Here is a 13,428-nt window from a genome sequence, read left to right on the forward strand (position 1 = left end):
GTCGTAGGGTGGACCCCATGTCCGTTCGTGCCCTGTTGACGCCCGGGAAGCAGTCTCCGCGCCGGGTCGTGCCGTCCACCATCGTCCGGCCCGAGTACGTGGACCGCCCCGCGCCCGCGAAGAACACCGACCCGTGGGTGCAGCCGCCGGAGATCATCGAGGCGATGCGGGTGGCGAGCAAGATCGCGGCGCAGGCGCTGCAGGAGGGCGGCAAGGCGGTCAAGCCGGGCGCCACCACCGACGACATCGACGCCGTGGTGCACGAGTTCCTGCTCGACCACCGCGCCTACCCGTCGACGCTGGGCTACCGCGGCTACCCCAAGTCGTGCTGCGTGTCGCTCAACGAGGTGATCTGCCACGGCATCCCGGACTCGACGGTGATCGAGGACGGCGACATCGTCAACATCGACGTCACCGCCTTCATCGGCGGCGTGCACGGCGACACCAACGCCACGTTCCTGGCCGGTGACGTGCGCGAGGAGGCCCGGCTGCTGGTCGAGCGCACCCACGAGGCCACCATGCGGGCCATCGCCGCGGTGCGCCCGGGCAGGCCGTTCAACGTCATCGGCCGGGTGATCGAGAAGTACGCCAAGCGCTTCGACTACGGCGTGGTGCGCGCGTTCACCGGCCACGGCATCGGCCGGTCGTTCCACAGTGGACTCGTCGTGCTGCACTACGAGGACCTGACCGACAAGAACGTCATCGAGACCGGCATGACCTTCACCATCGAGCCGATGATCACCCTCGGGGGCATCGACTACGACATGTGGGCCGACGACTGGACGGCCACGACCAAGGACAAGTCGTGGACCGCCCAGTTCGAGCACACGCTGGTCGTCACCGACAGCGGTGCCGAGGTCCTCACTCTCCCCTGAGCGCCAGCAGCACCTCCAGCACGGCCCGCGCGACCGGCTCCGGGTCGGTCGCGCAGGCCAGGTGGTGCAGGTCCAGTTCGCGCACCGGCCAGCCGTCCGCACCCGCCTTGACCGCGTCCGCGCGGTGCTCGGCCGACAGCGCGACGTAGCCGGACGGGCCGGACCAGTCGACCACCGGCCGGGTCTCCTTGAGGAACGCCAGCGGCACCTCCGGCGCCTCGTCGGTGATGTCGGCGCGCAGCACGGGGTCGGTCACGGGGACCAGCGGGTCGTCGTCGGACCACTGGGTCCAGCGCGGCAGCAGGCCGTCGCGGCTCCGGTCGCGGAACTCGGCGTAGCGCTCGGGCGCCACGGTGTCGCGCCAGCTCTGGCCGGGGGTGGGCAGGTCGGCGTCGAGGTAGAGCAGGCCGTGGACCTCGCCCTCGAGGTCGTCGGCGAACGCGGGCAGCAGCGGACCGGCGGCGCTGTGGCCGATGAGCATCAGCGGTCCGGTGGTCATGGTGGGCTCTTCGAGCACGGTGTCGGAGACCGCGTCGGCGAAGGCCCCGATCATCCGCTGGTGCACCGGTGGCGCGGCGACGCTGGGCTGCAGGTCCAGCAGGACCGTGGGGAGGCCGAGCGTGGCGAGTTCGTCCGCGAGCGGGCGCAGGGTGGCTGGTCCGAGGAAGGGACTGTGCACCAGGACGGCGGTGATGGGTGCGACGGGCATAACGGCGATGATGGCAGTGCGCGGGGGATCACGGGAGGGGGTGGGTGCGATGGCCGGGGCCCTGCTGGTCGCCGGGACGACCTCGGACGCGGGCAAGAGCGTCCTGGTCGCCGGGCTTTGTCGCTGGTTGGCGCGCCGCGGGGTGGCCGTGGCGCCCTTCAAGGCGCAGAACATGTCGAACAACTCAGTGGTAACCGGTGATGGCGGGGAGATAGGCCGTGCGCAGGCCGTGCAGGCCGCCGCGTGCGGTCTGGAGCCGAGCGTGCGGTTCAACCCGGTCCTGCTCAAACCGGGCTCCGACCGCAGCTCCCAGGTCGTGGTCCTGGGCAAACCGACCGGTACCGCGACCGCGCTGTCCTACCGCCGGCGCAAGGCGGAGCTGATGGACGTGGTCTTGGCCACGCTCAAGGACCTCCGCGCGGACTACGAGGTCGTGATCTGCGAAGGCGCGGGCTCGCCCACCGAGATCAACCTGCGCGCGAACGACATCGCCAACATGGGCTTGGCGCGCGCGGCGGACCTACCCGTGCTCGTAGTGGGCGACATCGACCGGGGTGGCGTCTTCGCGCACCTCTACGGAACGCTCGCGTTGCTCGATGCCGCCGACCAGGCGTTGATTAGCGGCTTCGTCATCAACAAGTTCCGTGGCGACCCGGCGCTGTTGGAGCCCGGGTTGCGCCAACTGCGCGCTCTTACCGGACGTGACGTCCTGGGTGTCCTGCCGTGGCGGGAGGAACTGTGGCTCGACGCCGAGGACACTCTCTCGTACACCGCGGATGGCGTAGTCGGCCGTCCCGCACCCCCGGTGGGTACGCAGTGGCTGAGAGTGGCCGTAGTGCGGCTGCCGCGGGTTTCCAACGCCACGGACGTCGAGGCGTTGGCCTGCGAGCCGGGGGTGTCGGTGCGGTTCGTCACCGAGCCGTCACGGCTGGCCGACGCGGACCTGGTCGTGCTGCCCGGCTCCAAGTCCACTGTGGACGACCTGGCGTGGCTGCGGCGCACCGGTTTGGCGGACGCCGTCACCGCGCACGCCGCCGCGGGGCTGCCGGTGCTGGGGATCTGCGGCGGCTTCCAGATGCTCGGCCGCCGCATCGATGACCGCGTCGAGTCCGGCGCGGGTGCCGTCGACGGGCTGGGCCTGCTCGACGTCGACATCGAGTTCGCCGCGGCGAAGACGCTCGACCGCCCGGTGGGCACGGCGTTCGGCGAGGACGCCACGGGCTACGAGATCCACCACGGCCGGGTGGTGCGCAACGGCCTACCCGGATTGGTCGCTTTGGCCGACGGTAGGTCGGAAGGCGCGGTCGACGGTCCGGTCCTGGGCACGCACTGGCACGGACTCCTGGAGAACGACGGCGTGCGCCGCGCCCTGCTGGCGTGGGCGGCCGGTCTCGCCGACCGGTCCGGATTCCGCCCGGCGCCGGACACCGACTTCGCCGCCGCGCGCGCCGCGCAGCTCGACCTGCTGGGCGACCTGGTCGCCGACCACCTGGACACGGACGCGGTCCAGCGACTCATCGACCACGGACCACCCGCGAATCCCCGCCTGCTCTCGCCAGGCGCGGACTAATCGTCCAGGTCGGCCAGCAGCTCGTCGAGGAACCCGCCCGCCTCGGCGGCGGCGCGTTCGGTGTCCTGCGCGCGGATCGCCTCCAGCAGGCCCTGGTGGTCCAGGGTCGCCAGGTTCGGTTTCGTGCTGACCGTGCTGGCGACCGAGGCGCGCACCACCTCGGTGAGCCCCTGGTACAGCTCGGCGAGCAGGGGGTTGTGCGAGCAGCGCACGACCGCCAGGTGGAACTGGGCGTCTTGGTCGACGCCGAGGTCGTAGTCCTTGGCGGTCATGGACCGGTCACGCGCGTCGAGCAGCCCGGTCAGCTCCGCGAGCTCCTCCTCGGTGCGGTGGGCGGCGGCCAGCCGCGCGCCCTCCACCTCGAGGGTGCGGCGGACCTGGAGCACGTCGCGCAGCTCGGTGCCCGCGAGCCTGCGCACCGCGCCGGAGAACTCGCTGGTGGCGCGCACGAAGGTGCCGTCGCCCTGGCGCACCTCCAGCAGGCCCGCGTGCGAGAGCGCGCGGACCGCCTCGCGCACGGTGTTGCGCCCGACACCGAGGGCGTTCACCAGTTCTGGCTCGGTCGGGATGCGCTCGCCGACCTTCCACTCGGAGGTTGAGATGGCCGAGCGCATCTGCTCGATCACCTGGTCGACGAGGCCGGAACGCCGGGTAGTGGCCAGCGGCACAGCGCCATCCTTTCAGCCAAACATCCTATGTTTGCGATACTTGAGACTATGGCGATCCACCACGGGCGGAACACCGAGGACGTCAAGATTGCCACGTCGACACCGTCACGTGGGACACACTCGACGCACTCGACCGGAAACAGTGCCCGAACCACTGCCCTGATCGGCAGCACGGCGCTGGTGTTCGGGGTGGCCTTGGCGGCGGCGAATCTCCGGCCCGCCGTCACCAGTCTGGCACCCCTGCTGGAGGAGGTCCGCACCTCGGTTGGCGCGGGCCACGCCTGGGCCAGCGCGTTGACCGCCGTCCCGGTGGTCTGCTTCGGCGTGGCCGGGGTGGTCGCGCCCTGGCTGGGCGCCCGGTTCGGCCTGGCTCGGGCCGTCGGTTCGGCGCTGGTCCTGATCACGGTCGGCCTCCTGCTGCGGGTGCTCGGCCACGGGGCCTTCGCGTCCGCCGCGGTGCTGGGCGGCACGCTGGTGGCGTGCGCGGGCATCGCGGTGGGCAACGTGCTGCTGCCGGTCGTGGTCAAGCAGTCGTTCCCGAACCGCCTCGGTCTGATGACCGGCGTCTACATGGCCTCCCTGTCCGCGGGTGGCGGTCTCGGCGCGGCCGTCTCCGCACCGCTCTCCGACGCCCTGGGCGACTGGCGGATGGCGCTGGGCGCGTGGGCGCTGCTCGGGGCCGCCGCGCTCGCCGCTTGGTCGCTGGGCGCGCGGCACGCGCCGGGGGCGGTGGCGGCGGCACCGCCGCGTCCGGTCGGGTCGTTGCTGCGCGACCGCCTCGCTTGGACGGTGACCGTGTTCTTCGGTCTGCAGGCGCTGTTCGCCTACGTCGTCATGGGCTGGTTGCCCGAGGTGCTGATCGACGCGGGCGTCGACCGCACCACCGCCGGTGTCCACTTGGCGATCACCAGCCTCTTCGGCGTCCCGCTAGGCCTCCTGCTGCCCCCGCTCGCGGTCCGGGCCCGGTCCCAGTCCGTCGTCATCGTGCTGACCACGGCACTCGGCGCCGCTGGGATCGCGGGCCTGCTCGCCGCGCCCTCGGCCGCCCCGCTGCTCTGGACGCTGCTGATCGGCTTCGGCATGGGCGGCGTGTTCCCGCTGGCCATCACCCTCATCGCGCTGCGCACCGGCGACCCGGCCGACACCGCCGCGCTCTCGGCCATGACGCAGAGCGCGGGCTACCTCATCGGCGCGCTCGGCCCGTTCCTCTTCGGCCTGCTGCGCGGCCTGACCGGCGGCTGGACGACGTCGCTGGTCCTGGTCCTCGTCGTGCTCGCGGTGCAGGCCTGTTTCGGCTGGGCCGCGGGCCGTCCCGGCACCGTGCGGTCTAGCTGAGCGGGAGGTTCAGCAGGGCGTTCTCGACGACCTCCGGCATGCCCGGGTGGATCCAGTACTGGCCCCGGGCCATCGAGCGGGCGTCCAAGCCGAAGCTCATGGCCTGGATCAGCGGCTGGATCACCGTCGGCGCCTGCGGGCCGATGATGTGCGCGCCGAGCAGCAGACCCGTGTCCGGGTCGGCAATGACCTTGGCGAACCCGGTGGTGTCCTCCATCGCCCAGCCGTAGGCGATGCCGCCGTAGGCCTGGGTCGCGCTGACCCAGCGCAGCCCGCGCTCCTCGGCTTCCTGCTCGGTGACCCCGACGGACGCGATCTGCGGCGAGGTGAACACCGCGTGCGGCACGAACCGGTGGTCCGACGCGATCGGCTCGTCCGGGTGCAGCAGGTTGTGCTGCACGACCCGGGCCTCGTGGTTGGCCACGTGCTTGAGCTCGTACGGCGAGGAGATGTCGCCCAGCGCCCACACGCCTTCCGCCGTGGTCCGCTGGTACTGGTCGACCAGCACGTGACCGCTCGGCGCGACCTCGATCCCACCCGCGGCGACGTCGAGCTGGTCGGAGTTCGGGACCCGGCCGGTCGCCACGAGCAGCGAGTCCGCCTCGACGGACTCGGCGCCGCCAGGGCCCTCCAGGTGCAGCCGCACACCCGCGCCCGCGCGTTCGACGCGGACCGCCTTGCGCTCCAGCCGCACGTCCCAGCGCTCCCGGGCCAGCTCGGTGAACCGCAGGCTGACGTCGCGGTCCTCGGCGCGCAGCAGCCGGTCGGACCGGTTGACCACGGTGACCGCCACGCCGAACGCGGAGAACACGTGCGCGAACTCGGCGGCCACGAACCCGCCACCGAGGATGACCATGCTGCGCGGCAGTTCGTCCAAACGCATCACGGTGTCGCTGGTGTGGAAGTCCACCTCGGTCAGTCCCGGGATGTCCGGAACGACCGCGCGGCCCCCGGCGGCCAGCACGACCCGGTCCGCGGTCAGTTCCTCGACCGGTGACCCGTCGTTCGGCGTGACCGTCAGCGCGCGCGGACCGGTGAACCTGGCCGAACCGAGGTAGACGGTGACGTTCGCGTTGTCCGGGTGCTGCTGCCGGTACTCACGACCCCCGGCGGCGATCGGGTCGATCCGGCCGAAGATCCGGTCGCGGACGTCGGTCCACCGGACACCGTCCAACGTGGTGTCCACCCCCAACCGGGACGAGGTGGACGGTACGGCGGCCAGGTCGGCGGCGTGCACGAACATCTTCGTCGGGATGCACCCGACGTTCAGGCACGTCCCGCCGAACACCCCGCGCTCGACCAGCGCGACGCGCAGGCCCGCGAACCGCGGGTCGAGCAGCGAGTTCCCGGAGCCGGTACCGATGATCACCAGGTCGTAGTGGGCCACACCGCCATCCAACCCCAAATCCGGGACACCGCATTCCCGGACCGGCCGGGCCCGCGGTCAGTGCGCGTAGGTGGGGGTGATGATCGCCCTGGCCAGGGTGTGGAAGGCCAGGTTGAAGCCGACCACGGCCGGGCTCACATCGGGGCCCACATCCAGTTTCTCGACGTCCACGGCGTGCACGACGAAGTAGTACCGGTGGTCGTGGTCGCCCTGCGGCGGCGCGGCGCCGCCGTACGCGCGGGAACCGAAGTCCGACCGGACGTGGAACGCGTCCCCGGGCAGGCTGTCGTCGCCCGCGCCCGCGCCGGTGGGCAGCTCGGTGGTGCCCGCCGGGAGGTTCACCGCGACCCAGTGCCAGAACCCGCTCGGGATCGGCGCGTCCGGGTCGAAGCAGCTGACCACGTAGCTCTTGGTGCCCTCCGGCGCGCCGCTCCACGCGAGCTGCGGGGAGGTGTTCCGACCGCCCGCCGAGTCGTGCGCGTGCGCCAGGTCCAGCATCTCGCCGTCGCGCACGTCGGTCGAGGTCACGGTGAACGACCCGACCCGCGGCAGCAGCTCGTACGGGTCCGGGGCGACCGGGCGTTCCAGGCTCATGGGCTCTTCCTCCAGAGGTGGTGACTCTCCCGCGGGCGAATCTAGTCGCGCGCGGGGGCGGTCGTGGGACGGGTCCTCCCCGAATGCGGACCAACCGGACCCTGGTCTGCGCTTACTCTGGGGAGCACAGTCAGGGGATACATGGGGAGGACAGTTCTGTGACCGACAACGAGGTCTCGCAGTCGACCAGCCGGGTGCGGTTCCCGCGGATCAGCCCGCGCGCCTACGAGCACCCGGCCGACCGCGGCACCATGGCGAGCCTGCGGGCCGTCCCCGGCCTGTCCGACGTGCTCAAGACCGCGTCCGGGCTGTTCTCCGAGCGCGGCGAGCGGCTGCTCGCCCTGGCCTCGACCATCCGCGTGGGGGAGAAGCAGTACCCGAAGCTGGACCGGCTGCGCAACGAGGCCGCGGAGACGCTGGACCTGGATACCCCGACGCCGCTGTACGTCATGCGCTCCGCCGAGGCCCAGGCGCTGACCATCGGCATCGACGAGCCGTTCATCGTGCTGAGCACCGGCCTGGTCGAGGCGCTGGACACCGAGAGCCTGCGGTTCGTCATCGGCCACGAGATGGGCCACGTGCTCTCCGGGCACGCCGTGCTGCGCACGCTGCTGATCCGCCTGATCAACCTGAGCCAGACGGTGGCCTTCGTGCCCGCGGGCGCGCTCGGGCTGCGCGCGATCATCGCCGCGCTGCGCGAGTGGTTCCGCAAGGCGGAGCTGACCTGCGACCGCGCCGGGCTGCTGGTCTCGCAGGACCCGGCCGCCGCGCTGCGCACGCACGTCTACCTCTCGGGCGGCACCGACCTCACGCAGATCGACATCCCGTCGTTCCTCCAGCAGGCGAAGGAGTACGAGGAGGTCGACGACATCCGCGACAGCATCCACAAGCTGCGCTACGTGGAGGGGATGACCCACCCGTTCTCCGTGGTCCGCGCCGCGCAGCTGCAGCGGTGGGCGGCGTCGGAGGAGTACCGGTCGATCCTGGCGGGCGAGTACCAGCGCCGCGACGACGACAACGCCACCGGCTCGCTGGCCGACGACGTGAAGTCCGCGGCGCGCTCGTACCGCGACTCCTTCGCCAACTCGGTGGACCCGTTGGCCAAGATGCTCAGCGAGGTCGGGGACGTGGTGTCCGGCGCGGCGGGCAGGGTGTTCAACCGGTTCGGCGGCGACCGCGGGTCCAACGGCACCGGCGGCGACACCGAGTGACGTGCGCGGGTTCCCCCGGCGCAGGCGGGGGAACCCGGGTTTCCGCGTCAGTCCTGGCGATGCCTGGAGTGCTTCGGCCGGTGCTGCCACCAGCCGATGGCCGTGGCCGCCCCGACCATCAGCGTGGCCGCGCCCGTGGCCACCGCGGCGACCCCCGCCGTGGTCTGCCAGGTCGGGGCCGAGTAGGGGAAACCGACCGCGAACCAGAGAAGCCAGACCGCCAGGAAGAGCCATACCCGGCCGCTCTTGGGCTCCGACTTCGTGCTCGTCACCACCTGCGTCCTCCTTGAGTCGCACCAGTCCCGACCGCGCGGCGCACCGACGAGTGCGGGCGAATGGTCTGGACCCTTGCACTGTCGATACCTGCGAAAACGCCGCTGTGCCACGGGTTCCCTGTCGTCCGCGCGATCCATACCAGGGTCGCGGGGCCTGTGCGCGCCGTTACAGAGTTCCGACGGGTGGCGGTTATCGCGCGACGAGCGGTATCCGGGCTAGGTGCGCGGTGCGCACATGATCACCGCGACCCCGGCGAGGCACAGCGCGGCGCCGAGGTAGTCCCAGCGGTCCGGGCGGAAGCCGTCGACCACAACGGCCCAGGCCAATGAGCCCGCCACGAAGAAACCCCCGTAGGCGGCCAGGATCCGGCCGAAGTGCGCGTCCGACTGCAGCGTCGCGGCGAAGCCGTAGGCGCCGAGCGCGACCACCCCGCCGAGCACCCACAGCCAGCCCCGGTGTTCGCGCACCCCCTGCCACACGAGCCACGCGCCGCCGATCTCGGCCACGGCGGCGAGCAGGAAGAAGCCGATCGAGCGCAGGACGTCCACGGCTACTTCCCGGTCGCGCTGAAGTGCTGCAGGTCCACCGGCGAGGTCCAGGTGCCGCCCCAGGCCCAGCCGATGCCCGCGAACGCGCGGGTGACCACCTCACCTGGCAGCACCATGCCGGGGCGGCGGTTCGACCTGTCCACATAGGACGATGCGAGTTCGGGGAGTACCAGGCTGCCCTTGCGGTAGGGGTTGCAGAACGGGTTCACGTCCACGGCCAGCCCGTAGGCGTGCGCGGACCAGGTCGTCGCGCCCCGGGTGGGGCGGCAGACGAAGGCGCCCGTGTTGTTGCCGTCACCGGTCGGCGGCAAGTCCATTTCGGACAGTGCGGTGACGCGCATCTCCTCCAGCGGGAAGCGCGCGGCGAAGAGCTGACCGAAGACCCTGGTGACGTCGGCGGCCACCCGGGCGTTGACGATCATCTCCCCGGTGTGCGCGCGACCGTCGAACCCCCAGAAGGACATGGTCAGGTAGCGCAGGTCGGCCCGCGTGACCGGGCAGGACGGCTGCCAGGTGCTGCGGTTGAGCACCGCGTCGGGCACCTCGGCGACGGTGGACCGGTAGCCGTCGCCCGCGGGCGGTGGCAGCAGGTCCTTGGTCGGCAGGGAGCGGTTGACCAGCACGGGCGGGGTGGTCAGGACCTCGCCGAAACCGTCGGAGCGCCGGGGCAGGGGGTGGGCGCCGACGACCCAGGCGGGGGCGGCCGCGGTCGGCGGGGCGGTCGTGGTGGTCGGCGTGGGGGACGCGGTGGTTGTTGTCGTCGGCGGGGGAGTCGGCGGGGGAGTGGTGACCGTGGGTGCCGGTCGGCTGGGCGGGGTGGTCTGGAGCTGGCTGGCCCGCTGCTGCTCGGGCGTGACACAGCCCGCCACGGTGACCAGGGCGGTGAGCGCGGCGGCGGCGAGGACGGCGGTGCGGTGCACGGCTCCAGCATGCCGCACCGGCGATTCCACCCGATCTAGCGACAACGCAGAGTTACGGTCCGGACGCGTTCTGACCTAGCGTCGTCACCCGACTCCCCGGTTCCGGGGTGCCTCCCCGCGGTCCCCTCGACAGGAGCCCAAGCCATGAGCCGTCTCACCCGCCGGATCCTCGGCGGCCTGGCGATCTTCGCGGTCGTCGCCGCGATCCTCGGCCAGTTCTTCAAGGCCGACGCCAGCGAGCAGATCGTCGGCGGCGGCCGCGTGTCGATCGCCGACCACCCGTACGCGGTCTACCTGGTCACCCCGGAGGGCTTCCAGTTCTGCGGCGGCACCCTGGTCGCCCCGGACCGCGTGGTCACCGCCGCGCACTGCGCCGTCGCCTTCGACCCCGCCGACGTGCGCGTGGTCGCGGGCCGCGAGGACAAGCAGGGCGGCGCGGGGGTGATCACCGCCGTGACGGGTATCTGGGTCCACCCCGACTACGTCGACGTCACCCGCGGCGACGACGTCGCGGTGCTGCGCCTCGCCGACCGCCTGCCGTACCGCCCGCTGCCCCTGGCGGGCGACCGGACCCTGTACACGGCAGGCACCGACGCCACGATCCTCGGCTGGGGCCGCACCACCCCGTCGGGCGGTTCGTCGCGGTACCTGCTGGGCGCGCAGGTCCCCCTGGTGTCGGACCTCGAGTGCGCGGGCGACTACGACAGCTTCTACGCGTCCGCCATGGTCTGCGCCGGCCTGCCCCAGGGCGGCGTCGACACCTGCCAGGGCGACTCGGGCGGCCCCCTGGTGGTCGACGGCAGGCTCGTCGGCATCGCCTCCTGGGGCGAGGGCTGCGCGGAGGCCGGGAAGCCGGGCGTCTACACGCGCGTGGCGGCCTACGCGGACCTCATCGCCGCGCACGTGTGATAGCCATGTCGACGTGGCACTGCACCGCGCGACCGGCCCGGACCTGAAACCCGCCGACCTGTACGCGATCCTGCGCCTGCGGGCGGCGGTGTTCGTGGTGGAGCAGGACTGCGCCTACCAGGACGTCGACGGCCGCGACCTGGACCCCGACACCGTCCACCTGTGGTGGCAGGAGCCGGACGCGCTCGCGGCCTACCTCCGGGTACTCGGCGCGCCGGGCACGGAACGCCGGATCGGCCGGGTGTGCACCGCGGAGTCCGCGCGCGGTACGGGCCTGGGCGGGAAGCTGATGGCCGCGGCCCTGGCGGTCGTAGGCGCGGACGAGAGCGTGCTCGACGCCCAAACCCAGGCCCAGGGCCTCTACGCGCGGTTCGGCTACGTGGCGGAGGGCGAGGAGTTCCTGGAGGACGGCATCCCGCACATCCGCATGCGCCGCCCGGCGAGCTGACCGGGCGAACCGACCAGGCGCACGCCTCCGGCCCCCGGAATCAATTTTCCCGGCCCGCACCGACGTTTCCGGGCGAAGACGATCATGCCTGTGGACAACCCGGCCGCCATCCCACCCGGGGTCGGACTTGTCCACAGGCATGGTCTCTACCCGCCGGTACCGTCGGTCGCCGCCGGTAAGCTGGATACCGGGGGCCGGAGGCGCGTCTTGATCAACTGGCGGGCATTCGGACGCGCGGTTCCGAGCCCCGCATCTCCTGATCAACAGATCGGTCGCCTGCGAGCGGTCGGACATGCTCGCCGCGCTACCGGGGGTCGTGCGTGCACGCGGACAACCCCAAGCGATCAGCCCTGATCGCCTCCGGTTGCGACTCCAGCAGCCTCGCAACAGGCTGGGCACGCTGCCGGGGGACTCTGGGGGCGTGAGTCGCGGTTGGTCGATCAGTGTGTAGATGTCGTGCCGGACAGGACTGCTGAAGGCGCGTCGCCTACCCGGACCTCCGCTCGTGCCGCGTGGGGCACGTCTCGGGACAAAGTGCGCCACCGAGGGCCTTCGGGCGCGGTTAGTCGATCCCTGAGCAGATGTCGTGCCAGGAGGGGACTGCCGAAGGCGTGTCGCCTGCTCCGACCCAGACTCGGCTCGCGCCGCGTGAGCGGGTGCCGCCCCGTGCACGCCCGGGCTGGCGCCCCATGTGTCTCCGGGCGCACGGGTCGGGGTTGGTCGATCCGTGTGCGGATGTCGTGCCAGGACAGGACGGCCGAAGGCGCGTCGCCCACCCAGACCTCCGCGCGCGCCGCGTCAGGTCACGCCCGGGGCGCGTGCCGGGTGATCACGTCCACCGCGCGGTCGATCTCCCGTTCGCTCAGGTCCGCGCGCGCGGTCAACCGCAGTCGCGAGATCGAGTCCGGCACCGACGGCGGCCGGAAGCACCCCACCCAAACCCCCGCCTCCCGGCACTCGCTCGCCCAGGTCACCGCCGCGTCCGGGGACGGCGCCCGCACCGACACGACCGCCGCCGTCGGCTCGCTCACCGCCAACCCCGCCGCCGCCAACCGCTCGGCGAGGGTCCGCGCGACCTCCAGTGCCCGCGCCGGCCGTTCCGGCTCCTCCTTCACCACCGACAGCGCCGCCAACGCCGCCGCCGTGCTCGCCGGGGCCAGGCCGGTGTCGAAGATGAAGCTGCGCGCGTTGTCCACCAGGTGCCGGATCACCCGCCGCGGGCCGAGCACCACCCCGCCCTGCGCCCCCAGGGCCTTCGACAGCGTCGCCGTGATCACCACGTCCGGCGCCCCCGCCAACCCCGCCGCCGCGACCGCGCCCCGGCCGCCCTCACCCAGCACCCCGAGGCCGTGCGCGTCGTCCACGATCAACGCCGCCTTGTGCTGACGGCACGCCGCCGCCAACTCCGCCAGCGGCGCCAGGTCCCCGTCCACGCTGAACACCGAGTCGGTGACGAACACCGCCCGCTCGGTCCGCCGCGTGGACAACGCGCGCGCCGCCGCCGCCGGGTCGCAGTGCCCGGTCACCGCGATCTCGGCCCGGGAGAGCCTGCACCCGTCGATCAGCGACGCGTGGATGTGGGAGTCGGTGACGATCGAGCAGTTCTTGCCCGACAGCGCGGTCACCGCGCCCAGGTTCGCCGTGAAGCCCGACGAGAACACCAGCGCCGCCTGGGTCCCGCAGAACCTGGCTAGCTCGAACTCCAGCTCGCTGTGCAGGTCCGTGCTCCCGGTCACCAGCCGCGACCCGGTCGACCCCGTGCCCCAGCGCAGCGCCGCGGCCGCCGCCGCGCCCATGACCCGCTTGTCCCTGGCCAGGCCGAGGTAGTCGTTGCCCGCGAGGTCGAGCAGGTCCGAGTCGTGCGCGCGCGGGCGCAGCTGCCTGGCCAGGCCCGCGCGGCGCCGGTCGTCGGCGTGCGCGTCGAGCCAGTCGAAGACCTGGTCGGCGGGGTCGGGTGCGTCGGGGTTCACGCGGGCGA

At 72.4% G+C, this 13,428-nt stretch carries 14 protein-coding genes; 6 read left to right on the forward strand and 8 right to left on the reverse strand.

The genetic code is table 11. The annotated features are described in order from the left end of the window. Positions 1 to 17: 17 nt before the first annotated feature. A complete protein-coding gene (map, locus tag V5P93_RS09185) occupies positions 18 to 875 on the forward strand; it encodes a type I methionyl aminopeptidase (protein WP_104482348.1) in 858 nt (285 codons plus the stop codon). Here the strand turns inward: map and V5P93_RS09190 are convergent. Then, the gene (locus V5P93_RS09190; RefSeq protein WP_104482381.1) at positions 862 to 1,584 is read right to left on the reverse strand and encodes a hypothetical protein; all 723 of its coding nucleotides are present in this window, start codon (positions 1,582 to 1,584) and stop codon (positions 862 to 864) included. The two genes, map and V5P93_RS09190, sit on opposite strands and share 14 nt — an antisense overlap. 49 nt (positions 1,585 to 1,633) lie before the next feature. On the opposite strand from V5P93_RS09190, the gene V5P93_RS09195 reads away from it, so the two are divergent. Beyond that, complete coding sequence (locus tag V5P93_RS09195) at positions 1,634 to 3,154, forward strand: cobyric acid synthase (RefSeq protein WP_104482347.1); 1,521 nt, start codon at positions 1,634 to 1,636, stop codon at positions 3,152 to 3,154. Here the strand turns inward: V5P93_RS09195 and V5P93_RS09200 are convergent. Further along, complete coding sequence (locus tag V5P93_RS09200) at positions 3,151 to 3,822, reverse strand: FadR/GntR family transcriptional regulator (protein WP_181043815.1); 672 nt, start codon at positions 3,820 to 3,822, stop codon at positions 3,151 to 3,153. The two genes, V5P93_RS09195 and V5P93_RS09200, sit on opposite strands and share 4 nt — an antisense overlap. 180 nt (positions 3,823 to 4,002) lie before the next feature. On the opposite strand from V5P93_RS09200, the gene V5P93_RS09205 reads away from it, so the two are divergent. After that, positions 4,003 to 5,157: an MFS transporter gene (locus V5P93_RS09205; RefSeq protein WP_245931650.1), complete on the forward strand. Its 1,155-nt coding sequence runs from the start codon at positions 4,003 to 4,005 to the stop codon at positions 5,155 to 5,157. On the opposite strand, the gene V5P93_RS09210 is transcribed toward V5P93_RS09205, so the two are convergent. After that, the gene (locus tag V5P93_RS09210; RefSeq protein WP_104482345.1) at positions 5,150 to 6,544 is read right to left on the reverse strand and encodes a mycothione reductase; all 1,395 of its coding nucleotides are present in this window, start codon (positions 6,542 to 6,544) and stop codon (positions 5,150 to 5,152) included. The genes V5P93_RS09205 and V5P93_RS09210 overlap by 8 nt on opposite strands. 57 nt (positions 6,545 to 6,601) lie before the next feature. Further along, positions 6,602 to 7,138: a YbhB/YbcL family Raf kinase inhibitor-like protein gene (locus V5P93_RS09215; RefSeq protein ID WP_104482344.1), complete on the reverse strand. Its 537-nt coding sequence runs from the start codon at positions 7,136 to 7,138 to the stop codon at positions 6,602 to 6,604. A 158-nt stretch (positions 7,139 to 7,296) separates the two neighbouring features. Between V5P93_RS09215 and V5P93_RS09220 the strand changes: the two genes are divergently transcribed. Continuing rightward, on the forward strand, positions 7,297 to 8,349 hold the full coding sequence (locus V5P93_RS09220; RefSeq protein ID WP_245931649.1) for a M48 family metallopeptidase: 1,053 nt from the start codon (positions 7,297 to 7,299) through the stop codon (positions 8,347 to 8,349). Between the two features lie 47 nt (positions 8,350 to 8,396). Here the strand turns inward: V5P93_RS09220 and V5P93_RS09225 are convergent, their stop codons facing one another. From V5P93_RS09225 to V5P93_RS09235, 3 genes are all read right to left on the reverse strand, one after another. Beyond that, positions 8,397 to 8,621 carry a hypothetical protein gene (locus tag V5P93_RS09225; RefSeq protein WP_146108288.1) on the reverse strand — a complete coding sequence of 75 codons (225 nt, stop codon included), beginning with the start codon at positions 8,619 to 8,621 and terminating at the stop codon, positions 8,397 to 8,399. A 219-nt stretch (positions 8,622 to 8,840) separates the two neighbouring features. After that, positions 8,841 to 9,173, reverse strand: a complete 333-nt coding sequence (locus tag V5P93_RS09230) for a YnfA family protein (protein ID WP_104482341.1) — start codon at positions 9,171 to 9,173, stop codon at positions 8,841 to 8,843. Between the two features lie 2 nt (positions 9,174 to 9,175). Beyond that, positions 9,176 to 10,093 (reverse strand): M15 family metallopeptidase, encoded by a 918-nt coding sequence (locus tag V5P93_RS09235; RefSeq protein WP_245931648.1) that lies wholly within the window; start codon positions 10,091 to 10,093, stop codon positions 9,176 to 9,178. Between the two features lie 144 nt (positions 10,094 to 10,237). Here V5P93_RS09235 and V5P93_RS09240 point away from each other — a divergent pair, with 144 nt between their 5' ends. Then, positions 10,238 to 11,002, forward strand: a complete 765-nt coding sequence (locus tag V5P93_RS09240) for a trypsin-like serine protease (RefSeq protein ID WP_104482340.1) — start codon at positions 10,238 to 10,240, stop codon at positions 11,000 to 11,002. A gap of 13 nt (positions 11,003 to 11,015) precedes the next feature. Next, positions 11,016 to 11,450 carry a GNAT family N-acetyltransferase gene (locus V5P93_RS09245; RefSeq protein WP_104482339.1) on the forward strand — a complete coding sequence of 145 codons (435 nt, stop codon included), beginning with the start codon at positions 11,016 to 11,018 and terminating at the stop codon, positions 11,448 to 11,450. 803 nt (positions 11,451 to 12,253) lie between these two features. On the opposite strand, the gene V5P93_RS09250 is transcribed toward V5P93_RS09245, so the two are convergent. Then, positions 12,254 to 13,420, reverse strand: coding sequence for an 8-amino-7-oxononanoate synthase (locus tag V5P93_RS09250; RefSeq protein WP_104482338.1), 1,167 nt, complete (start codon positions 13,418 to 13,420; stop codon positions 12,254 to 12,256). Positions 13,421 to 13,428 lie beyond the last annotated feature (8 nt).

The sequence above is a fragment of the Actinokineospora auranticolor genome, from assembly GCF_041897805.1.
GTDB classification, from domain to species: Bacteria; Actinomycetota; Actinomycetes; order Mycobacteriales; family Pseudonocardiaceae; genus Actinokineospora; species Actinokineospora auranticolor.